The organism is Actinomycetota bacterium (assembly GCA_041658565.1).
Lineage (GTDB): Bacteria > Actinomycetota > AC-67 > AC-67 > AC-67 > JBAZZY01.
Window position 1 is genome coordinate 1 of the sequence record JBAZZY010000037.1, and the last position, 21,648, is coordinate 21,648.

19 protein-coding genes are annotated in these 21,648 nt (G+C 64.7%); 9 read left to right on the plus strand and 10 right to left on the minus strand.

Translation table 11 applies throughout. From position 1 onward, the window contains the following. Positions 1-102 precede the first annotated feature (102 nt). From WDA27_13510 to WDA27_13525, 4 genes are all read right to left on the minus strand, one after another. Positions 103-615, minus strand: a complete 513-nt coding sequence (locus WDA27_13510) for a hypothetical protein (protein MFA5891945.1) — start codon at positions 613-615, stop codon at positions 103-105. A 91-nt stretch (positions 616-706) separates the two neighbouring features. Beyond that, on the minus strand, positions 707-1,087 hold the full coding sequence (locus WDA27_13515; GenBank protein MFA5891946.1) for a hypothetical protein: 381 nt from the start codon (positions 1,085-1,087) through the stop codon (positions 707-709). A gap of 497 nt (positions 1,088-1,584) precedes the next feature. Then, entirely contained in the window at positions 1,585-3,090 is a 1,506-nt protein-coding gene (locus WDA27_13520) for an ammonium transporter (protein ID MFA5891947.1), read from the minus strand. 179 nt (positions 3,091-3,269) lie between these two features. Then, positions 3,270-3,581 carry a winged helix-turn-helix domain-containing protein gene (locus WDA27_13525; GenBank protein MFA5891948.1) on the minus strand — a complete coding sequence of 104 codons (312 nt, stop codon included), beginning with the start codon at positions 3,579-3,581 and terminating at the stop codon, positions 3,270-3,272. Positions 3,582-3,698: 117 nt separating this feature from the next. Here WDA27_13525 and WDA27_13530 point away from each other — a divergent pair, with 117 nt between their 5' ends. Continuing rightward, the gene (locus WDA27_13530) at positions 3,699-4,949 is read left to right on the plus strand and encodes a GAF domain-containing sensor histidine kinase (GenBank protein MFA5891949.1); all 1,251 of its coding nucleotides are present in this window, start codon (positions 3,699-3,701) and stop codon (positions 4,947-4,949) included. Between the two features lie 47 nt (positions 4,950-4,996). On the opposite strand, the gene WDA27_13535 is transcribed toward WDA27_13530, so the two are convergent. Both WDA27_13535 and WDA27_13540 read right to left on the minus strand, forming a co-directional pair. Further along, positions 4,997-5,899, minus strand: a complete 903-nt coding sequence (locus WDA27_13535; protein ID MFA5891950.1) for a metallophosphoesterase — start codon at positions 5,897-5,899, stop codon at positions 4,997-4,999. A 10-nt stretch (positions 5,900-5,909) separates the two neighbouring features. Then, the gene (locus WDA27_13540; GenBank protein ID MFA5891951.1) at positions 5,910-6,794 is read right to left on the minus strand and encodes a haloalkane dehalogenase; all 885 of its coding nucleotides are present in this window, start codon (positions 6,792-6,794) and stop codon (positions 5,910-5,912) included. Between the two features lie 127 nt (positions 6,795-6,921). Here WDA27_13540 and WDA27_13545 point away from each other — a divergent pair, with 127 nt between their 5' ends. The 3 genes from WDA27_13545 to WDA27_13555 all read left to right on the plus strand — a co-directional run bounded on the left by WDA27_13545 (position 6,922) and on the right by WDA27_13555 (position 9,542). Continuing rightward, a complete protein-coding gene (locus WDA27_13545; protein MFA5891952.1) occupies positions 6,922-7,521 on the plus strand; it encodes a TetR family transcriptional regulator in 600 nt (199 codons plus the stop codon). Positions 7,522-7,523: 2 nt separating this feature from the next. Then, complete coding sequence (locus tag WDA27_13550; protein MFA5891953.1) at positions 7,524-9,074, plus strand: MFS transporter; 1,551 nt, start codon at positions 7,524-7,526, stop codon at positions 9,072-9,074. 141 nt (positions 9,075-9,215) lie between these two features. Further along, the gene (locus WDA27_13555) at positions 9,216-9,542 is read left to right on the plus strand and encodes a hypothetical protein (GenBank protein MFA5891954.1); all 327 of its coding nucleotides are present in this window, start codon (positions 9,216-9,218) and stop codon (positions 9,540-9,542) included. A gap of 63 nt (positions 9,543-9,605) precedes the next feature. Here the strand turns inward: WDA27_13555 and topA are convergent, their stop codons facing one another. From topA to WDA27_13570, 3 genes are all read right to left on the minus strand, one after another. Continuing rightward, positions 9,606-12,257: a type I DNA topoisomerase gene (topA, locus tag WDA27_13560; GenBank protein MFA5891955.1), complete on the minus strand. Its 2,652-nt coding sequence runs from the start codon at positions 12,255-12,257 to the stop codon at positions 9,606-9,608. A gap of 161 nt (positions 12,258-12,418) precedes the next feature. Continuing rightward, a complete protein-coding gene (locus WDA27_13565) occupies positions 12,419-13,270 on the minus strand; it encodes a hypothetical protein (protein ID MFA5891956.1) in 852 nt (283 codons plus the stop codon). Positions 13,271-13,308: 38 nt separating this feature from the next. Further along, positions 13,309-13,917: a MerR family transcriptional regulator gene (locus WDA27_13570; protein MFA5891957.1), complete on the minus strand. Its 609-nt coding sequence runs from the start codon at positions 13,915-13,917 to the stop codon at positions 13,309-13,311. 224 nt (positions 13,918-14,141) lie between these two features. Between WDA27_13570 and WDA27_13575 the strand changes: the two genes are divergently transcribed. Next, positions 14,142-14,660: an O-acetyl-ADP-ribose deacetylase gene (locus tag WDA27_13575; GenBank protein MFA5891958.1), complete on the plus strand. Its 519-nt coding sequence runs from the start codon at positions 14,142-14,144 to the stop codon at positions 14,658-14,660. 58 nt (positions 14,661-14,718) lie between these two features. Here the strand turns inward: WDA27_13575 and WDA27_13580 are convergent, their stop codons facing one another. After that, the gene (locus WDA27_13580; GenBank protein ID MFA5891959.1) at positions 14,719-16,005 is read right to left on the minus strand and encodes a helix-turn-helix domain-containing protein; all 1,287 of its coding nucleotides are present in this window, start codon (positions 16,003-16,005) and stop codon (positions 14,719-14,721) included. Positions 16,006-16,423: 418 nt separating this feature from the next. Here WDA27_13580 and WDA27_13585 point away from each other — a divergent pair, with 418 nt between their 5' ends. The 4 genes from WDA27_13585 to WDA27_13600 all read left to right on the plus strand — a co-directional run. Continuing rightward, positions 16,424-17,425: a hypothetical protein gene (locus WDA27_13585; protein ID MFA5891960.1), complete on the plus strand. Its 1,002-nt coding sequence runs from the start codon at positions 16,424-16,426 to the stop codon at positions 17,423-17,425. A gap of 140 nt (positions 17,426-17,565) precedes the next feature. After that, complete coding sequence (locus tag WDA27_13590) at positions 17,566-18,915, plus strand: EAL domain-containing protein (protein ID MFA5891961.1); 1,350 nt, start codon at positions 17,566-17,568, stop codon at positions 18,913-18,915. A 147-nt stretch (positions 18,916-19,062) separates the two neighbouring features. Next, entirely contained in the window at positions 19,063-19,431 is a 369-nt protein-coding gene (locus tag WDA27_13595) for a hypothetical protein (protein MFA5891962.1), read from the plus strand. Positions 19,432-19,618: 187 nt separating this feature from the next. Then, positions 19,619-21,648 (plus strand): PBP1A family penicillin-binding protein (locus WDA27_13600; protein MFA5891963.1); only part of this gene is annotated, 2,030 nt, incomplete at its 3' end.

The window sequence follows — 21,648 nt, forward strand, 5'->3', positions numbered from 1 at the left end:
GGCGCGGCAGGCATCAGCCCCAAACCTGCGCTTCGCTACGGGGTCACCCGCACCCCAGGTGATTCAACCAAGGAGGAGGGAATCCGTCCAATCAGTTGACTTTCATCCGTAGCCATCGGAGTGCTCCATCGACTTTGCCCTTGGATGACCCGCGTCTAACTGACGATGGAGCTCCACCAACTCAGGAGCCCAGAACCGGTCGATAGCGTTCAAGCGAAGCTTCCGATCAGCCACGAGGAGATGGAGTTCTGGCGTCGCCATCATCCGGGGGTCGAAGTGCCGAACGCTAATCTCCTCCCGCGGCAAGGACTCCTGTATATGGCCCTTCGTAGGACGAAGGACAGGCGCCGACAGCAAGAGGAGACGCTGACTCGTCAGAATCACGACTCGCCTCTTCCTCACTCCATAGGTCGGTGCGAGCAGGGCCCCCACGTACGCTAGGTTGAGCAACAGGAACGCCGTGAGCCAGCTGAAGTCCTGGAACGCCACCAAGACCACCACGGGTTGTTCTTCGCCCTGGAACTGATCACGGACTCCGGCAAGCACCGCGTCGATGAGCCGCTGCTGCCGCCCGCGCCTTCGTGGGGCCCATCTTCCCCTGCCAGTGACCGTCATCCCGAATTCACCGTATGGCTAACGTCCTGTGGCTGAACCGCGCGAGCCGAAGGCGAGCGTCGGTTCCAGCCACAAGTTGTGCGGTGCTGCATCACCGCAACTCAGTCTCGGCAAGGTCCACCCCTTCCAGCCGCATCAGCCTACCCTCCTCGAGAACCCACGCGTCCGGCATCCTCAGGTTCGCCCAAAAGCGAAGCGGATCGGCACCCACCACGGATGCGACGAACAGGCTCATGACTGTGCCGTGCGAAACGACTATCCCGCGGGCAGCTCTCGAGAACCGGTCAACGGCCGCTGCCTGCGACTCCCATCTGGGAACGGGCTCCCCCGCGAGATAGGCCTGCGCCTGCAACCGGAAGTCGGCCTCATTGGCGGACCACGGACGCGTCACTTCACGAAGCCGCTCATCGAGCGTGAAACCACGCCCGAGGGCGACAGCCGATTCCTGAGCCTTTGTCTCGTCACTGCTCACCACGGGAAGATCCGGAAGGACGCGTCCCAACGCAGCACAGGTGGCTGTGTCGGCCAAGGGCCAGTCACATGGGGGTACGCCCGGAAGCACCGTTGGCGGACCATGTCGAACGAGCACGATCATGGCCTACGCAGGCTGCACGGTGGGCCCAACGACATCCGCACAACTCCTATTTGTGCGGACCTTGATAGCGCTCCGCTCGGACAGGATAGCGCGCGCCGGCTGGTTTTCGGTACTGCGCGCAGTCCCTGGTCGGAGGGTGTTTGATGGACTCATTGGGGTGGGTGGGTGTTTGCTATCCCGACCCGTGGGTCGGGATAGCGTGATCCAGCGGAGGGCGGGATTTCCGCCGATAGGCGGTCCAGGGGGCTGTAGACGCCGGGCCCAGTTCAAGACGCGCGCAAAGATCATCGGGTCGGGCGCATCGAGGTGGCCGAATGTGCCGCGACACGCGAACGGGGGCCTCGCGTGGGGCCCCCGTCGCTCAATCTGCGGACTCAGTCCACCATGACGACCGTGCGGTGCGATCCTCCGTTCGTCGCCGCGACCAACTCGCCGGGCACGAACTCGGGGTAGGCGAGCACTCCCATCTCGGGGCGGTCGAGTCCTTCCAACTCATCATCAGCGTCCGAACGAAGGCCGACGACCTTGTCCGTGATCTTGAAGAACGTCCATGCGAGCCCGAACATCGCCGTGCACAACACCAGAACCGCGACCGCCTGCGCGCCGAGCTGGCCCCAGTCGCCGTAGAGCGCGCCGCGCACCCCTCCGGCCACTCCGTTCAGTCCATCTCCGTACGCGCCGTCGGAGAAGATCCCCACGGCAAGCACTCCAAACAATCCGCACACCCCGTGGACCGAAATCGCGCCGACCGGATCGTCGATCTTGAGCTTGCGCTCGACAAACCAGACCGACTCGACGACCGCGACGGCGGCTATGCTTCCGATCACCGCAGCAGCCCAAGGCTGCACAAACGCGCACGGCGCGGTGATGGCAACCAGACCGGCGAGCATTCCGTTCGCGGCCATCGACGGGTCGGGTTTTCCGACGCGCTTCCACACCCAGAACATCGCTACGGTGGCACCGAACGCGCCGGCGATCGCGGTGTTGACCGCGACGACCGCAAACCGCAGATCCGTTGCCGCGAATGTGGAAGCAGCGTTGAACCCGAACCAACCAAACAGAAGGATCAATGTGCCGAGCATTGCCATCGGGATGTGGTGCCCCGGCATTGCGCGCGGCGTGCCATCCTTAGCGAACTTGCCGATGCGCGGGCCGAGGATCATCGCGCCGGCGAGCGCAGCCACGCCGCCCATCGCGTGCACGACACCCGAGCCGGCGAAGTCCACCACTCCGTGTCCGAGCTTGAGCGAACCCGCGCCGAGCTGCGAGAGCCAGCCGCCGCCCCACACCCACGCGCCGTACAGCGGGTAGTAGAGCGCTCCACAGAACAGGCCCCAGATCACGAATGACTTGAACTTCCAGCGCTCGGCCATCGACCCGGTTGGGATTGTGGCCGTCGTGTCCATGAACGCCACCTGGTACAGGAAGAACCCGAGTACCCCAACGTCGTACGCGCCTCCGCCGAGGAAGAATCCGGTGTGCGCAATGACGCCGCCGTGCGACCCGAACCCGAGCATCGTCCCAAGCGGCTTCAAGAATCCGATCGAGGGCACCGACGTCGCGCCGAACATGAACGCGTAGCCGAGCGCGAAGTACCCGATGAGCCCCAGACCGAAGATCGCGAAGTTCGTCATGACGACGTGCGCGGCGTGCTTCGCTCTACAGAACCCGGTCTCGACAAGTGCGAAACCGGCCTGCATGAAGATCACCAGGATCGCGCCGAGAACGAGCCACAGCATGTTCAGCCCGATCGCCGTGTGCTCGGCGGCGTCCTTCCCGAGTGTCGCTCCCGTCGGATCGGCAGCAAAGGCCGGGGCCGCCGCAACGAAGAGCCCGACGGCAATCGCGGCGATGATCCACAAACGCTTTCCGGCTCGCATCTCATCCTCCTTTGTGTAGGCACATTGATGCTGCCACGCGAGGATTTCCCAACGATTGCCGCAACGTTACGAGCGGATCACAACCTTGTTCTCTTTCGCGGGAGTGCGCGCGCGACGCAGTCCCAACCTTCCGATGCGGGGTGCGGACAGAGCGGCACGACGCCCGTGTCCACGGTTACCTACCCTCCGAGCGCCGCGGGGTCCAAAATCCATCCGCGTCCACGCACGTTTCGCAGGAACTCGCGGCCGAGTTCGTGGCGAAGGCGCGTCAGCATCACGTCGACAGAGCGGGCGCGCGTCAGGCGAAGCGCCGCGGCAAGCTCGACTCGCGACAGCACGCGACGGGAGTTCGCGGCAAGCATCGCGAGAAGCTCCAGTTCGGTCGTAGACACTTGGAGGTCTCGGCCTTCGAACGTCGCGCGATAGGACGCTAGATCGACCGTTAGGTGTCCGATCTGCACCGGAGCGGCGTCGGCGCCCATCATGAACATGTACTGACGCTATGACGCTTAAGTTACCCCCCTTTTTCGGGTGTGTTTCGGACTTATTAACTCTCCGCAGAGAACCCGCCCATTGACAGCGCCGACGGGGGCCCGGACTATGGCTGGATGGCCGCCATTCACGGATCGGATCTCCCGACCCGGATGGATCAGCACGACGTGACCTACGAGTCCGGGATGGAGAGACTCACCCAAGCCATCCGGGACCTGGCTTCAGCGCACGATCTCGATGAGGTCGTCGAGGTCGTGCGGCATGCCGCCCGCGAGTTGGCCGATGCCGACGGTGCCACATTCGTACTTCGCGAGAGCGAGAAGTGCTTCTACGTCGACGAGGATGCGATCGCACCACTGTGGCGCGGACTGCGCTTTCCAATGGAAGCATGCATCAGCGGGTGGGCGATGCTGCACAAGGAGTCTGTGGTCATCCCGGACATCTACGTCGATGACCGCATCCCCCAGGACGCCTACCGACCAACTTTTGTCAAGAGCCTGGCCATGACTCCAATCCGTACCGCCGACCCCATCGGCGCCATCGGGACGTACTGGGCCACGCTCCACGAGGCGACCCCAACGGAAACGCGGTTGCTTCAAGCGCTCGCAGACAGCACGGCGGTGGCCCTCGAAAACGTCCGGATACTCACCGAACTCGAGGATCGAGTGGCGATACGAACCGCCCAGTTGGCGTCCGCCAACGCCGACCTCCGCCAGTTTGCCGCAATCGCTGCCCACGACCTCCGCAATCCGCTGGCGACCCTGACCGGATTCGCGGAGTTGCTGACAAGGGAGTTGGGCGACAGCGAAGGAAGGGTGGGCATCGCCGTCGACGCGATCGGCCGTACCAGCGCGCGACTCGTCGCGCTGGTCGACAAGCTGCTGGCCTTCGCTCAGGCCGGCTCGAGCGAATTGACCACCGACACAGTGAACCTCGACGAAGTGATGTCGTCAGTACTGACTGAACTTCATCACCTGATCGCCGAGCGCAACGCGCACGTCGAATGCGGCAGCCTTGGAGCCGCGGACGGGGACCGGACGCTGTTACGTCAAGCGATCCAGAATCTCGTCGTCAACGCGCTCACCTACGTTCGCGACGGCGTCCCGCCTCGGCTGCGGATCGACACCGTGCGCGCCGACGACACGGTCACACTCAGGGTGTCCGACAATGGACCCGGCGTGCCGTCCGTCGAGCGGGAGCGAATCCTCGAGCCGTTCGCCCGGGGTGCTGCCGCAGCCGGACACCCGGGCAGCGGACTCGGTCTTGCCATCTGCAGGCGCGTCGCAGAGCACCACGGAGGGCGCCTCGAGATCGGCGATGCCCCGGAGGGTGGATCCGAGTTCTCAATCGTCCTGCCCGCCCGATAGCCGCCGAATCGCCCCCGCGCGAGCATCCCACCCGAGTACCCGCCGACCTACGCGCGCGCCGGGATGACGAACCGATCCAGCACTTCACCGGTCGGCCTGATTGCCGTCACAGTGATTTCATCCCCCCGAACCGCCAGGAGCAAGAAGTGGTGCGCCGATACGCACTTGATCTTGTACGAGGCCTGCCGGATGCACCCGTAGGTCCCCGCGCCGCCCCCGCCGGTCACGACGTAGTCGATGCCGCGCACTCTGTGATGCTCATAGACGTGCTCGTGACCTGACAGCACCAGAGAAACGCCGTAGCGCTCAAACAGGGGAACCCAATTGCGCTGGACGGCTTCGTTCGCCTTGTGTCCTCCGCCGACGGTGAACGGCGGGTGATGGAAGTACGCGATCTTCACCCGAGCGCGCGACGCGCGCAGCGAGCGCTCGAGCCATGCGCGCTGCGTCGAGTTGTCGGGTTGATTGGAGTCAAGAGCGAAGAAGTCCACTCCGACGGCCGACCACGCATACCAGCGCCGGGCCCCCAGCACCTCGCCCGTCGAGGACCGACCGAAGTCGTGATTCCCCCACGTCGCGCGCCACCGGTGGCCGGGTGCCGAATACAGGCAACGCTCCGGCGCGCGGTAGTTACCGTCGGTGGCAACCCCATCGGGATCGTAGAAGTTGTCTCCGGTCGTAAGCACGTATCGGAAGCGCACGAGTTCGCGCACCGCGCACATGCGAGTCGTGATCGCGCGCTGCGCCGGCGTGCCCGCACCCCAGTCCCCCTTGACCGCGACGACGAGATCGGGATCCTGCACCCCGGCCGGAGAGGATGGTGACGGAGTGGCAGACTCGGATCTAGTTACCCGTGGAGTCGGCGAAACCTCAGGGCGATCGGGCGCGCGACTCGAACACGCGCCGACTGCGAGCGCCAGAACAACCAGGACCGAAGAGAGTCGCTTCACGCGCGCCGAACTACGCCATCCACCGGACGAGGTGACCGGCGATCTCTGCGCCTTTGTCTTCCTGCAAGAAGTGACCGGCTCCTTCGATCGTCACGTGCGGCTGCCCCGCGGTCCCCGGCACGACCTTCTGGAAGTAGCGATCGCCGCCGCGCGTGATCGGATCTGAATCGCTGAACATGCACAGGAACGGCTTGCTCCACTGCTCGAGCACCTTCCACGCGGCCCGGTTCGGAATCGAGGCGGGATCGTCCGGACTCGTCGGCACGATCATCGGGAACCGGCGCGCGCCCGCCGTGTAAGCATCCTCAGGAAACGGCGCGTCGTAGGCCGCGATGACATCCGCGGAAGGATCATTCACGCAACCACCCTTGACGATGCCTCCGACGTGAAACCGCGGCGCCTCCTGCGAGTACTTCTGCCACGCGAGAAACGCAGGCGACGGAGGAATGTCACCGGTCGGCAAGAACGTGTTTGCGGCGACGATGCGCGCGAAGCGGTCCTCGTTCTCCGCAGCCACGCGGAGTCCGATCAGTCCGCCCCAGTCCTGCCCGAACAGGGTGACGTCACGAAGGTCCAGGGCCTCGATCACCCCGCGCATCCAGTCCACGTGCCGCTGAAAGGTGTAGTCGGCGCGCGCCACCGGCTTGTCGCTGCGGCCGAACCCGACGAGGTCCGGCGCGATGCAGCGATGCCCGGCCGCGGACAGCACCGGAATCATCGTGCGGTACAAGTAGCTCCACGTCGGCTCGCCGTGCATCAACAGGATCGGGGCCGCGTCGCGAGGGCCGGCGTCCACGTAGTGGATCCGCAGGCCTTCCACCTCGACGTAGTTGGGTTCGAAGGGATAACCGGGCAGATCCGCGAACCGATCATCGGGCGTTCGAAGAACTTCCATGGCGGACCTCCCTTGAGCCGGAAACCGCCCGATGCTAGCGGTATCTCAGGAAGACCCGCGACCCCGCGTCACCCCGTCCGACCAAGCCTGTTGACAATTCACCAAACGGTTAGTTACCTTTCCCGCCATGTCCAGACCCCGTGACGCGCAGGCGACCCGCGCAACCATCCTCGAGGCGGCGGCGGCGGAGTTCACCGCCTGCGGCCTTGCCGGCGCCCGGGTCGAGTCCATCGCTGCGCGCGCGGGAGTCAACAAGGCCTTGCTGTACCACTACTTCGCCGACAAGGAGTCTCTGTTTCAGCACGTACTGGAGTGCAAGATGCATCGACTCACGTCCATCGACCTGGACCCGGCGCGCGCGGCGGAGATCGCCGGAGAACTGTTCGACTTCTACGCAGCGAACCCCGACCTCATGCGGCTGATGATGTGGGAAGCCCTCGACATCGGCATCGGGCGCGTGCCCGGTGAAGAGGAACGAGCGGCGCGATTTGCCGAGCACGTGGCGCGCGTGGAAGAGGCGCAGCGCGCCGGAACCGTGGACCCATCGCTCGACGCGCGCCACACGCTCATCACACTGATCAGCACGATCTCCGCCTGGTTCGCGTTCCCTCAAATCGCGCGACTGCTCGGCGGAGAAGACCCGTACACGCCCAAGGCACTTGCACGCCGGCGCGCGCACATTGTCGACATCGCGCGCAGGATCATCGACGAAAGGACCGAGAAATAGTTATGTTCGGCGGAGAGAACAAGCGTCAGAAGATCCTCGCACTGCTCACCATGTGCTTCGCGCTGTTCATGGCGATGCTCGACAACACGGTCGTCAACGTCGCCCTCCCGACGCTGTCGCGAGACCTCGGCGCAGGTGTCAGCGACTTGCAGTGGATCGTCGACGGCTACGTGCTTGCCTTCGCGAGCCTGCTGCTGACCGGCGGCATCCTCGGCGACCGCTACGGCCGCAAACGTGCATTCATGGCGGGACTTGTCATCTTCACGATCTCGTCGTTGATGTGCGGGCTGTCGGACACAACCCAAATGCTCATCATCTTCCGCGCGCTCCAAGGCATCGGCGGCGCACTGCTGATCCCGGGAACGCTATCGATCCTGACCGTGACTTTCCCCCCAAGCGAGCGCGCGCAAGCTCTGGGAATCTGGGCCGGCGTGTCGGGAGTGGCACTGGCGCTCGGCCCGACGCTGGGCGGCTACATGATCGAACACGTCGGCTGGGAATCGGTGTTCTTCCTCAACGTCCCCATCGGAGTGATCGGGCTCGCCGTCGCCGCCCGCGTAATCACCGAGTCCAGGGCGCCACACGCGCGCCGGCTCGATGTCCCCGGACTCGCGATCGGCACCAGCGCGCTGTTCTCGATCACCTACGGACTGATCGGCTCGAACCAGCGCGGTTGGACGCACCCAATCACGGTCGGCACGCTCGTCGCAGGCGCAGGGCTGCTCGTCGCCTTCTTCTTGTGGGAGCGGCACAGCCCCGACGCGATGATGCCGCTGGCAATGTTCCGCATCCGAGCGTTCTCCGCCGGCAACACTGTTGCGTTCGCGATTTCGTTCGGCATGTTCGGGGCCTTCTTCTTCATGAGTTTGTACATGCAGATGATTCGCGGCTACTCCCCCGTCGAATCCGGCATCCGATTCTTGCCGATGACGGGAATGATCATCGTCGCGGCGCCGCTGGCCGGTCGGTTCGCTTCGCGACTCGGGTCGCGTCTGCCGATCACGATCGGAATGCTCCTGGCTGCGACCGGGCAGTTCCTCATCAGCCGGATCAGTGCCGACACTCCATTCGCGCTGATCACTCCATTGCTCATGATCATGGGTGTCGGAATGGGAATGACGATGGCGCCGATGACGGCAGCAGTGATGAACGCCGTCGGAGCCGAACGAGCCGGACTGGGCTCGGCAACTACGAACACTTCGCGTGAAGTCGGCGGCGTCTTCGGGGTGGCGCTGCTCGGATCCCTGCTCACTACGCGACTCAAGAGTTCGCTGGGAACTGCGCTTGCGGCCGCACACCTGCCGGCGGCACAGTACGCGAGCATCGTCGAAGGGGCCGGGCATGGACGCATCGATCCCAGCCTGTTCCGCGGAATGGCGCCGCAGCAAATCGGGCTGGTCACCCAATCTTTCGGCAACGCGTTTCTCGACGGGTTCCAACTCGCGCTGCTCGTGGGCTCGATCGTGCTGGCGGCGGCCGCGCTGGTCGCATTTGCCTTCATCCCACACGGAGCCCCGACACACCACGACCACGAACACATCGCGGTCCACTGACCTAGGACGTCACGAGATACGGCGCCCTAGGACCATCAACCGGATGGCCCGGGCCGACTAGAGAAAACCGCCCGTGTTTGCCATATCCACACACCGGGGATGGGGGCGACAATCCTCTCAAAGGCTGCGCCGGAGGGGATCATGAGTTGGATCGAGGCGGTTTGCCCATCATGTGAGGCCGTTGAGTGTCGATCCGTGGACTTCGGACTTTGGGTCTGCGACGACACCTCGGCATCTTTCTACTCGTTTGTCTGCCCACGCTGCGGGGCGAACCTGCAGAAGCACGCAACCGACCGCATCGTCGAACTGCTGATCGCCGAGGGAATTCGTCCTGCGTTCTGGCATCTGCCCGCCGAGATGCGCGAAGAGCACACCGGACCCCCGCTTACGGTGGACGACGTGCTCGACGCGATCATCCTTCTGGACCGCCCGGACTGGTTCACAGAACTTACTCGCGCCACCCGGTAACCGCGCACACCAAGAGCCGGCTCGCCCTCCCCCGCGAGCCGGCTCGCGTGTGGGGAGGAAAGCTCAGCTCTTCGGGGGGCGCTTGGAACGTGTCGCCGGCTTCGCCTTCGCCTTGGCGGCGGGTTTGCGCGCGCCCGGCTTCTTTCGAGGTGTCGCCGGCCCGCGCGCGCGCCGGTCGGCCAGCAACTCGAAAGCGCGCTCCGGCGTGATCGTTGCCGCGTCGTCGTCCCGGCGAAGGCTCGCATTGGTCGTCCCGTCGGTGACGTATGGACCGAAGCGCCCTTCCTTCAGCAGGACCGGACCAGCGCTCACGGGATCGGCACCGAACTCACGCAATGGCGCGACCGCCGCACCTCGGCGCCCGTACGTCTTGGGCTGCGCGAACACCGCGAGTGCCTCTTCCAAGGTGATCGTCAGCAACTTCTCTTCCGACTCCAGGCTGCGGCTGTCGGTCCCCTTCTTGATGTATGGACCGTAGCGCCCGTTCAGCGCGGAGATCTCCTGTCCGTCGGCCGGATCCGTGCCGACGACACGCGGTAGCCGCAGAAGTTCGAGAGCTTGCTCGAGCGTGACCGTCTCCGCGGACATCGTCTTGAACAAGCTCGACGTTCGCGGCTTGTCCTTCTTCGCGTCACCGTTCTCACCGAGTTGCACGTAGGGACCGTAGCGGCCGGCCCGCGCAATCACGGGCAGATTCGACTCAGGGTCGGTTCCCAGAACGCGATCCTGGCTCGGCTGCTCCAGCAACTCCATAGCCTTTTCCACCGTCAGCTCATCCGGCGGCAAATCCTCGGGAACACTCGCGCGCGAGTCGCCCCGCTGGATGTAAGGGCCGTAGCGACCGGCGCGCACCACGATCTCGTCGCCCGACGGATCGACTCCAATGACGATCGAGTTCACCTCGCGCGCGTCGATCTCACCAAGCTGCTCGGTAACCATCTGCTTCAACCCCGGATTACCGTTGCCGAAATAGAACCGCGTCAGCCAAGGCGTGGCCTGCTGGCGACCATCTGCGATCTCGTCGAGGTCGTCCTCCATGCGCGCGGTGAACTCGTAGTCGACCAGGTGCGCGAAGTGCCGCTCCAGCAGCGCGACAACCGCGAAAGCGACGAACGAGGGAACCAGCGCCGAACCCTTCTTGAAGACGTAGCCGCGGTTCTCGATCGTGCTGATGATGCTCGCATACGTTGAAGGGCGGCCGATCCCCATCTCTTCAAGAGCCTTGATCAGCGTTGCCTCGGTGTAGCGAGCCGGCGGCTGGGTCTCGTGCCCCTTCGGCTCCAACGCCACGACATCCAGCGCGTCGCCGGACCGCATCGGCGGCAGCACGACTTCGCGATTCTCAAGTTCCGCCTCGGGATCGTCGGCGCCCTCGACGTAGGCGCGGAGGAACCCCGGGAAAGTGATCACGCGCCCGCTCGCCGCAAACTCGGCATCTCTGCCGTCGGCAGACCGCGCGCCGAGGCGAACCTGAACGGACTGCCCGCGCGCATCGACCATCTGGCTGGCGATTGTTCGCTTCCACACCAGGTCGTAAAGACGAAACTCGTCCGAGTTCAGTTCGGACTCGACCTGATCGGGCGTGCGGAACGTCTCGCCGGCTGGACGAATGGCCTCGTGGGCTTCCTGCGCGTTCTTGACCCGGCTCTGGTAGCGGCGCGGCTCAGCCGGCACCGACTCAGCTCCGTACATCGCAGTCGCCTGGGCGCGCGCCGCCGCTACCGCGGTCTCGGACAGCGTCACCGAGTCGGTTCGCATGTAGGTGATGTAGCCGTTCTCGTAAAGCCTCTGGGCCACCTGCATAGTGCGATGCGCCGTGAAGCGAAGTTTGCGCCCGGCCTCCTGCTGCAGCGTGGACGTCATGAACGGCGCAGCCGGCGAGCGCCGCCACGGCTTCTCCTCCACCGTGCGGACCGCGAACGTCGCGGGAAGCAACGCCGCAGCCAACTCGCGGGCCGACGCCTCGTCCAGACGCGCCACCGCGCGCGGCTTGAGTTCCCCGTTCTCGTCGAAGTCCTTGCCGGTCGCGAGGCGCGCGCCGTCCACCGACACCAACTGCGCAACCACGGCTCCACCCTGGGAACGGAATGTCCCCTCGATGTCCCAGTAGCCGGCCGGCGTGAACCGGATTCGCGCGCGTTCTCGGTCGACCAGAATCCGCGTCGCCACCGACTGAACGCGCCCAGCCGACAGTCCGGGCATCACTTTCTTCCACAAGACGGGAGAGACCTCATAGCCGTACAAGCGGTCGAGCACCCGGCGCGCCTCCTGCGCATCCACCAGCCGTCGGTCGAGTTCGCGCGGACTCTGCACCGCCTCCTGGATAGCCGAACGCGTGATCTCGTGGAACACCATCCGCTTGACGGGAACGCGCGGCCCGAGGACCTCGAGTAGGTGCCAGGCGATCGACTCACCTTCGCGGTCCTCGTCGGTTGCGAGGTATAGCTCCGACGCGTCTTTCAGAAGTTGTTTGAGCTTGGTGACTTGCTTCTTCTTGTCGGGGGTGACGATATAGATGGGCTTGAAGCCGCCCTCTACATTCACGCCGAGGTTGCTCCACGGCTCACCCTTGTGCGCCGCCGGCACCTCCGAGGCGTTGCGCGGGAGATCGCGAACGTGGCCGAACGACGACTCCACGAGGAAGTCGCGCCCAAGGATGCCCCCGATGGTCTTAGCCTTGGCGGGGGACTCGACGATGACAAGTGGCTTTGGCACGGGCCGAAGAATGGGGGGCACTTCGCTTCAATGTCAAGCGGCGCGGGATGTCTCATGCCCGATTCGAGACACATTTCCCCAGGAAGAAGGCCCTAGAGACGCGTTTCGAAACATCCCGACGTGCAGGAGCGGTTTCGTCGCCTATGGCCGGTCGGTCGATCTCAGGACGTCGGTCCCACGCCGGTGGCCACCGTCGCATCGGAGATGCCGCCGAGCTTCAAGACGTGCGCGGCCAGCGGCTCGAGGATGCCGAGCAGGCGCTCAGACAGCGATACCCCGAGGGCCTCGAACGGTGCCGAGGCCAGACGATCGGTCTCGACCTCGATCATTTCCCGGAACTTCCTGCCGCCGTCGGTAACCTCTCCCGCCTGGTCGAGGAATCCCCGTGTCGCCAGGCGCGCGCGCGCCTGCGCGTAGGCGTCCTCGCCCCACATCCGCGAGTTCAACAGGAAGTCCCTGCCCTGAGGCCGGATCGCGGCGTGGATCGCGACGGCATCCACCGCGCGCATCCCGTGCGAGAGCAACACCGCAATGTGACCGTCGCCCCGGTACTCGCGAAGCAAGTTGGCCCCGTGCCATACGACCGAACGCGGATCCTCAGGCCACTGCAAAGCGGCGTGCGCAGCAAAGAGCGCGCGCCCTTCCGGCCGACACCCAGCCGCCGCCTCGCGAAGCAGTTCCCCCGCTTCCACAAGACGCCCCTCATCAATGTCCGCGTCGTCGAGCAACCGCGCGAACGCACGTCGCACCGCCCGCGACCGGGCGTCGAGAACGTCCTGGGGATCCGCGACACCCCACGTGACGCCCCTCAACAACACCGGATTGAAGCTGTAGAACAGAGCAGCGACGGCGTCCGGCGAGACTCGCCCCAAAGCGGCAGAGCGCGACACGAAATACCCCGACACCGGATCGAGCCCGATCTGTTGGTACTCCTGCGTCGCCTCAGGCGCGAAATAGATCGACGAAACCAACGGTTCCAGCACAGTCAGAAAACGTCTCGCTATTGCCGACACCTTCTCAACCTCCCCCGCGCGCGCCGACCCAGGATCGATCAGCGCGAAGCGCGACCGGCCTTGGCGCGAGGCGCGCGTGTCTTCGCCGGCGCCTTTCGGCGCGTGGCCGGCCGCCCAGTGCCGCGCGCAGCGGAGGCCTTCTTCGCAGAGCCGCGAACAGGCGTCGCCACGCGCGCGACGGCCAGCAGTCGCTCAAGTCCTTCGACGAGGTTCTGGTACTTGGCTTCAATGGCCGCGGTGTCTCCACGAAATGCCGCAGGCAACGGAGTTCCGGTGTGACTCGCCCGGTCGGCGAGGATGCGAGCGAGATCGTCCGCGCTTACAAGCGCCCCACGTACGTGCGGCCGCTTCGTCTTGCGCAAGAGCCCGGCCTGTTCCCACTGGCGAACCGTGTTGTAGTGGACACCCGCTCGCTTCGAGGCCTCTTGCCGCGTCAGCCAGTTTCCTGTCGCCACCCGACGCGACTGCCTCTGGGAAACCGCACCGTGCCTGGTGGATCGATGCCGCCCAAGCCCCATCGCGTGCTTCGCGACGAAGTCACAGTCGGCGCAAGGAAACCCCTTAATCCTTCGCGCGCGAACCGGCTTCTTCGCGGCCGGCTTCTTGGAGGTCGGCTTCTTCGACGTTGTCTTCTTGGTTGCGGCCATGATGCTCCCTCCCGTCGGGAATGACGCGATTGCAGTCGGCAATCGTATCAACACGAAATCGACTGCGGGAGCCCCAGCGCAAACATTTTCTTCCCAACCCCGAATGGCCACGGGCCCACCCCACCACAGATCGTCGGCCGGTAACGCGCGCGCACTCCGCGCGGCCGCCTATGCGACGCGATTGACACATCATTCACCGTTCGCGCCGAAGTACCATACAGAATGTGCCTACGATCGAGATTGCGCTCGGTGACATCACCCACGAAAGGGTGGACGCGGTAGTGAACGCTGCCAATTCCACTCTTCTTGGAGGGGGTGGCGTCGACGGTGCGATCCACCGGCGCGGTGGTCCCAGCATTCTTGCCGAATGCAGAATCATCCGCGAACGAATGTACATCGACGGCCTCCCAACAGGGCGCGCGGTGGCGACGACGGGCGGGGACCTCGCGGCGCGTTGGGTAATTCACACGGTCGGCCCGGTCTTTGCTCGGACACAGGACCGCTCCGACCTGCTGCGCTCATGTCACATCGAAGCTCTCAGGATCGCAGACGAACTGGGCGCGCGATCCGTCGCCTTCCCCGCGATCTCGACCGGCGCATATGGGTATCCGCTCGACGAGGCTGCGCCGATTGCGTTAGGAGCGGTCCGAAACGCGAACACTCAGGTGACGCTGGTCCGCTTCGTGCTGTTTGACGAACGCGCCTACAACGCCTTCATTCGAGCGATGCGCGCCGACGCCTAGAACACGGCTCTGTTGGTGATCGCACAAAGCGTCGCAGCGACTCTCAACGCTGCGGCATTCAGCCCGCGTCGCGTCCCAGGAGTTCCGCCGCGCGCAGAGCCAGGTACAGCTCGGCCATCCCGGCCGGCGACTTCGGATCCCGCCCCGTGAGTTCCTTAACGCGGGCGAGCCGGTACGCAACGGTGTTGGGATGCAAGAAGAGTGCGCGCGCGACGGCGGGCAAAGAAGGACCTCTCGCAATGAACTCAACGAGCGTTCGGCGAAGATCCGGATGCCCTTCGAGCGGGTCGAGAACCGCCTGCGCCAACCGGCGAGCCACGCCTCGCTCGCGAAGAAGAAGTTCCTCGACCATGACTTCGCCGTAGGCGACCACATGCCGTCCGGATCCGGCGCGCGCCGCTGCCAGAGCGATCCACGCCTCTCGATGCGAGCCGACAAGTTCCGCCACGGTTTCACGCGCGCGCCCGATCCCCGCGCGAAGGTCGACTTCCAGCACCGACGACGCTCGCTCGACGAGCGCGCTCAAGCTTGCGTGCATAGCCTCGGAACGGCTGCCGTCTGCGGGAAACACAACTGCAAGATCACCGCCGTGAGGGATGACGACAGAAGCGTCGGCATCGGGCAACTCCGACATCATGGCCTTCAACCGATGCCACGCAGCGCGGAAGTCGGCTTGCCTGTCGGGGGCGGAAACACCGATCGCCAAAACCGCATGCGGAACGGCAACGTCAAGGCCCAAAGCCTCCGCGCGCGCCAGCACCTCGTCGGCCGTCAGGGTTCCGGAAAGCGCACCGTCGAGGAAATCGCGGCGCGCGGACTCGCGATCGCTTGTGAGCCGTTCATATTCCGCGAGGTAGGCCTGTGCAGCAGCGCCGCTTGCTGCGTCGGTCCACTGCATGACGCCGGTCGCCAACTCGAGCCCTGCACGCAAACGGTTGGGGTCGTCCCCGATCTTGCGCATCGACTCGACCCACGCGACATGGGCCCCCGTGCGATACGCGGCGAGCAGGGCCGACAGCGGCACCCCTTCGCGCGCGCGCCGCGACGCGCTCTCACCGATCCACTGGAGTTGTTCTCCGCTCGGAAATGCTCCGGCACGCAACGACCCCACGAACCCCTCGAGGTTCTTCAGATTCACGTCGCGAATCTGTCGCAAGGTCTCGTCGGGGAGCGAGCGGTAGGCGGGGATCGCAACCAAGTACCTCTCAAGCATGCGATCGGCGAGCACATCGATGTCTCGCTCAAGTTCGTCCAGGATCTCCCCCAGCGCGCGCGCCACCGCGCCGCCCTCGAGTTTCGCTGCATCGGCTCTCGCGGGGCGCTTTCTAGCTCTCGGTCCGGACACGGGTGCCCCCAACGTCGCGCGGCTCTTGTGGAACCCACAGTATAGACCGGACGAATCCGGACACACCGTGCCACCTCTCCAGCGGATCTTCCCGTCTCCCCAACTCCCGCGTGCGCCAATTCCGCGAATCGCCAAGGCCTAGACGCTTGCATCCTGCTCCAAGTTGTCACAAACTACGGCAAGTCGGCCTCAGGCCGTTAGACCCCCAGAGCGGGCCGGCCGTCATAGTGCGGTCGGCTCGCTCGCCCCAATTCGATCCCGCCACGCCTCTGCGGGCACACCTTCGGGCGACAGAATCGCGGGCTGCCCAGGAATAACCATCTTGCAGTTGGTTATTGACCGATGCCCTCTCTTCGCGGTGCTCTTACATCAGGCCCCTCCCGCGCCGGTGGGGGTTCCCAACGGAGAGGAGACGGCCATGACGCGCCGCTCTTGCGCAGGGCTGGTGCTCCTTGTCGGAATCGCGCTCATCGGACTCGTTCTCGGGACCCGACTGTTCGAACGGGCAAACGCCTTTGAGCGGGTTAGTTCCGACATGCGACCCATGTTCGAGGCCGGAGCGATCTCCGCCCTCGAACAAGATGCGGAAGTGGTCACGACGTTGGCTCGGCAGTTCCCCTCCTATCTCCCCGTGGTCGCAACACGGCTTGGCTTCACTCGGGCACAGTTCGAGGACTTCCTAACCCAATACCCGAGAGTAGAAAGGGGTCTCGGGCAACTCCCTTCCGTCGGCGACCGACTCAGAACGCGGATTGAGGCACTCGGCGAAGAAAGCGGTCGATTTGCGCAAGCCGACTCCATCCCGACGAAAGATCGGTCAACCGCATTCGTGCCCTGGTTCATGCTGATCGTGGGGATCGTCGCGTCGATGGCCGGCATCGGAATGCCGGCGCCGTCACGCACGGGGGCGGCTGTCGCGATGCTCGCCGGGGCTATGGTTATTCTCGCGCCGCTCGCGACTCAACTTCCGTCGAAGGCGTCGACCGCAGACGAGATGCACCGCAATCTGGGCGCAATAATGACCCGAGAGACGCTCGAGCGAGCCGAGGCCGACCTGAGTCTGGCGCGGTCCTTGGACGTCGAGATTCGAACACGAATGCTTCCTGCCTTGGCGGCGCAAACCGGCCGCACTGACGCGCAATTGCTGTCGGCCCTTAGAACCTCGTCCCCCAGCGTCGCCGCAGCCCTTGACGAATTCCCCGGCGCGCTCGTGCGCCTCAGCTCGATCACCAAGTCCCTGCGGGGATCCTTGGCGGACTTCCAAACAGCCGCGGGCATCCGGTACGCATGGATCGCATGGAGCGCCATCGGCCTAGGCGTCGTCTTGCTACTCCTCGGCGCACTGAGTGAGGCAGGCGAGGTCGCAGTCCGTATTCGCGAGACCGACCACCTCGAAACGAGGCAAAGACGCGCCGCGTAGCGGAGAATCACACACGTGTGATTCGAGCGGTAGAGACTCCACGCCCCCGCCATACCCATCACAAACACCCTTCAATTACCTGCCCAAGATGGGTCGATCGGGCCAACCTCCAGCACGCCCGCATGACGTTCTATTGAGACATGGGAGCAGATGCGTGGGTTGTGACGGCGACATCGGTGCTGTTGTCCGTCGGATTCCTCGGGGCCTTCCTGCGCGCGAGCAAGGGCGCCGCACGCCTCACGCTCACCGAACAGTCGATCGCCGACGCCGACGCCTCCTGGGCCCCGCGAATCCGCAAGGCGATCCGCCGAGGCTCGATCACCCTAGCGTTCCAGCCGATCGTCTCGGTGCGTACGGGAGCAGTGGCGCACTACGAAGTCCTGGCGCGCATGGTCGCCGACGACGGCACGCTGATCGACGCCGCGGAGTTCATTCCGACGGCCGAACGCTGCGGACTTGTTTCACGCCTGGACCGACTCGTCGTGGACGCGGCACTCGTCTGCCTCGCGCGCGCACACGCAACCGGCGCGCGCGCCGGGTACTCCATCAACCTCTCCGGCCTGTCCCTGTGCGACACGTCCACGATCGAGCACATCACGAAAGCAATCGCGACCTCGGGGGTCGATCCGTCGGCGCTCACGTTCGAAATCACCGAGACCGCGGCGATCGCGAATCTGTCGCAAGCACGGCGTTCGATGCAGACCCTGCGCGACATGGGATGCCGCTTCGCACTCGACGACTTCGGCAAAGGCCTCTCCTCCTTTACGTATCTGCGCTACCTGCCGGTGGACGCGCTCAAGATCGACGGTGCTTTTCTGCGCAACTTCCACACCGATCCCGTCAACCAGGCGATGGTCCGAGCAATGACCGATCTCGCCCGGACGCTTGGGCTCGAAACGATTGCAGAGTGCGTCGAAGACCCGGCCTCGATGAAGACCCTGCGCGCGCTGGGGGTAGGCTACGCCCAAGGGAATTACCTCGGACGACCGTCAATCGGGACACGACGCCCGAACGTTTCACTCGCGGAGCCGGCGCACGCACCCCGAACAACTCAGACACTCGAAGTCCATCTTCCCGAACGCACCCCCTGCGAACTCATCGAGTTCGTAGCGTTCCTCGACGACCTGGACCGCCAGCTCCGCGGAATGCGCGACGCCGGTCAACTCCCCGCATCACAAGTCACGCGACCAGACGAGTTCGATCACCTCGTCGCCGACCTCGTCGGCAGGGTGCGCGCCCAGGCAAGCGAAGCCTTGGCGGCTGGGGATCGTTTCGTCCGCCTGCGCCTTCCCCTGACCCGGCGGCTCGTCGAACTCGTCGCATGGACCGAACCGCGCATCCAAACACTCGTCGGCCTGTCCGAAACCGGGGCAGTCCCGGCAGAATGGGAACGCTCGCTGACGATGATGGCCGAAGTGTTCGAAGCCGTACGAGCACAACTCCCTCGCCCGGTCGCACTCTCACACGTGCCGACTCGCTGGGCGGGATGACCGGCATCGATCCGGCCGGACTAGGTGCAAGATAGCTCGGTAGGGCCCTTGCTTCGTCCCCGCCGCACTCCTAGCGTCCATGACGTGACCGTGCGGGCGCGCGCCGGGCCGGACGAGCCCGCACCCAACCACGGGAGGGGATGCCGCATGAACGGAGCGATCATCGCGACGTGGGGGACCCCGGTGAGGGGCCGCGAGGCGAAGGCGCTCGAGGTCTTCGGCAAGGTGTTGGCGCACTACGATGACCTTGCCAAGCAGGGCCGAATCCACAGCCATCGCGAGTACTTCAGCCTCACGGGGAACGCAAGCAAGTGGGGCGGGATGCAGATCGTCGAAGGCGAGACCGAGGAGTTGCTGAAGCTGCAGATGGAGGAGTCCACCCGTCGATTGACGGCCGAGGCACAGCAGATCGTCGAGAACTTCACGGTTCAGATCTGCGTAGGCGGCAGCGAGCGCTCGATCGCCGACGAAATGACGATGTACGCGGAGACGCTCAAGGCCCTGGGCTACCTCTGACACGTTCCCGGTATGAAATAGGCTGCACGCGCCTTCTCTCCGCCCACCTGACGGCGTGAAATACTTAGGTGCGCGCTCACTTGGGTGCGCGTTTGCTCCAACGGCTCTAAGAAAGAGGTCTCGGATCAAGCTTAAGCAGCGGACACCACCAACCGCAGCGGGGGCACGACGTCGCGGATTCGTGGCCGTGGCCGTTCTCGGCATCTTCGGCACGGCGTGCTCCATGGCGCCGCTCGCAACCCAGCAAGCCCTGCCGCTTGCCCTGCGCTCAGCGGTTCTGAGCGCCGACGGCGCGGTCATCGCGAACCTGTTCGAAGAGAACCGCGTCGTCGTAAACGGCGCCGACATCCCCGACGTCGTGAAGAACGCGGTGGTCGCGGTAGAAGACGCCCGGTTCTTCGAGCACGGAGCCGTCGACACCCGCGCCATCGTGCGCGCGCTCGTCGCGAATCTTGAGGCGGGTCGTACGGCTCAGGGCGGCAGCACGATCACGCAGCAGCTCGCGAAGCTCATGTACACCAAACCAAACAGCACCAGGGGCCTTCAAACGAAGGTGCGCGAAGCGCGCCTTGCGATGAACTTGGAACGCGAGTACACCAAGGAGCAGATTCTTGCGATGTATCTGAACCGAGCGTATTTCGGGGCTCGTGCTTACGGAATCGCCGCGGCGGCAGAAACCTATTTCGACAAGCGGCTCGCCAAGCTGACGGTAGGGGAAGCGTCCATGCTGGCGGGATTGATCCAGGCCCCCACAAGTCTCAACCCTTTCACGAACCCGAGGGGAGCGAAGGTTAGGCGAGCCTACGTCGTGCGCCGGATGCTGCAGGAACGAATGATCACTGCCGCACAGGCGAAGGCTGCGACAGTCGAACCGCTGCGATTGCGGAAACGATTCTCGAATCGGTTCGCCAACTACCGTTTCCCGTACATCGTCCAGCACGTCGAGAACGAGTTTCTCACCAGTTCCAGATTCGGAACCAGCGAAGAAGCGCGCGCCGACCAGTTGTATGCGGGCGGACTCGCCGTCCAGTCAACGATCAACCCTAAATGGCAAACCTACGCCGAGGAGGCCGTCGCGAAGGTCCTGTACTCCTCTACGGACCCTGAGGCCGCCCTGGTAGCCATCGATCCGAAGAACGGTCGAATCAAAGCCATGGTCGGCGGTCGCGACTTCTTCGCCGACCAGTACAACATCGCATCACAAGGTCAGCGCCAACCGGGAAGCTCATTCAAGCCCTTCGTATTGGCAGCAGCCTTGGAGGAAGGGATCTCTCCCAACGCTCGCTATAACTCAACGCCGGTCAAGCTGCGATTGACCAACGGTCAGACGTGGGACGTTGACAACTACGACGGCGCGGGACACGGAATCGTAACCCTGCGCGAAGGGATGAGGAGTTCGATCAACGGGGTCTTCGCTCGACTGGTCATGGACGTCGGAGCCGATGATGTTGCCGACGTCGCACACCGAGCCGGCATCACGTCGCAACTTGATGCCTACCCGTCGATCGCTCTGGGAGGCCTCACCCACGGCGTAACACCGCTGGAAATGGCCTCCGCCTTTGCGACCTTCGCCTCCAACGGAAAGCACTTCACACCACACTCCATCGCATCGGTCAAGGATGCCTCCGGCAAGGTCGTGTTCAGCGACACCAATCTCAAAGGCGAGCAGGTTCTCGACCCCATGGTGGCCTACACGGTGACCAGCGTGCTAAAGGAAGTCGCATGCTGCGGGACGGCACGTCGCGCCCAATTCGGCCGCCCCATGGCCGCCAAGACCGGCACAACACAGGAACGCAAAGACGTGTGGCTGGTCGGCTACACGCCGGACCTGGTAACCGCCGTCTGGGTTGGATACCGGCACCCGAGACCGATGCATTATCTGCGCGGCCAGCAGGTATACGGCGGCACGATTGGAGCCGCCATTTGGCGCGAGTTCACGAGTCGCGCGCTGGCATCGACGCCGCCTCACGACTTCATCCGCCCGAACGCCAAGCTCAAGCTGCGCCGAACCGGAGGGCCCTGCGGTGAAGGCGCGTCAACCAAAGTGGGCAAGGCCTGCCCGTCGGTAACGTCGTCGCCTACGACCAGTGCGACGACGTTACCGATGCCTAAGCCCACACCGACGCCAAGCCCGACGCCCACACCGACACCCACACCGACACCCACACCGACACCGACACCGACACCGACACCGACACCCACGCCGACGCCAAGCCC

Excerpts from the sequence above, each read along its gene's own strand:
- WDA27_13510 (MFA5891945.1), bottom strand. The coding sequence starts at position 615 with ATGACGGTCACTGGCAGGGGAAGATGGGCCCCACGAAGGCGCGGGCGG.
- WDA27_13520 (MFA5891947.1), bottom strand. The coding sequence starts at position 3,090 with ATGCGAGCCGGAAAGCGTTTGTGGATCATCGCCGCGATTGCCGTCGGG.
- WDA27_13525 (MFA5891948.1), bottom strand. The coding sequence starts at position 3,581 with ATGTTCATGATGGGCGCCGACGCCGCTCCGGTGCAGATCGGACACCTA.
- WDA27_13530 (MFA5891949.1), top strand. The coding sequence starts at position 3,699 with ATGGCCGCCATTCACGGATCGGATCTCCCGACCCGGATGGATCAGCAC.
- WDA27_13540 (MFA5891951.1), bottom strand. The coding sequence starts at position 6,794 with ATGGAAGTTCTTCGAACGCCCGATGATCGGTTCGCGGATCTGCCCGGT.
- WDA27_13545 (MFA5891952.1), top strand. The coding sequence starts at position 6,922 with ATGTCCAGACCCCGTGACGCGCAGGCGACCCGCGCAACCATCCTCGAG.
- WDA27_13550 (MFA5891953.1), top strand. The coding sequence starts at position 7,524 with ATGTTCGGCGGAGAGAACAAGCGTCAGAAGATCCTCGCACTGCTCACC.
- WDA27_13555 (MFA5891954.1), top strand. The coding sequence starts at position 9,216 with ATGAGTTGGATCGAGGCGGTTTGCCCATCATGTGAGGCCGTTGAGTGT.
- WDA27_13570 (MFA5891957.1), bottom strand. The coding sequence starts at position 13,917 with ATGGCCGCAACCAAGAAGACAACGTCGAAGAAGCCGACCTCCAAGAAG.
- WDA27_13585 (MFA5891960.1), top strand. The coding sequence starts at position 16,424 with ATGACGCGCCGCTCTTGCGCAGGGCTGGTGCTCCTTGTCGGAATCGCG.
- WDA27_13590 (MFA5891961.1), top strand. The coding sequence starts at position 17,566 with ATGGGAGCAGATGCGTGGGTTGTGACGGCGACATCGGTGCTGTTGTCC.
- WDA27_13595 (MFA5891962.1), top strand. The coding sequence starts at position 19,063 with ATGAACGGAGCGATCATCGCGACGTGGGGGACCCCGGTGAGGGGCCGC.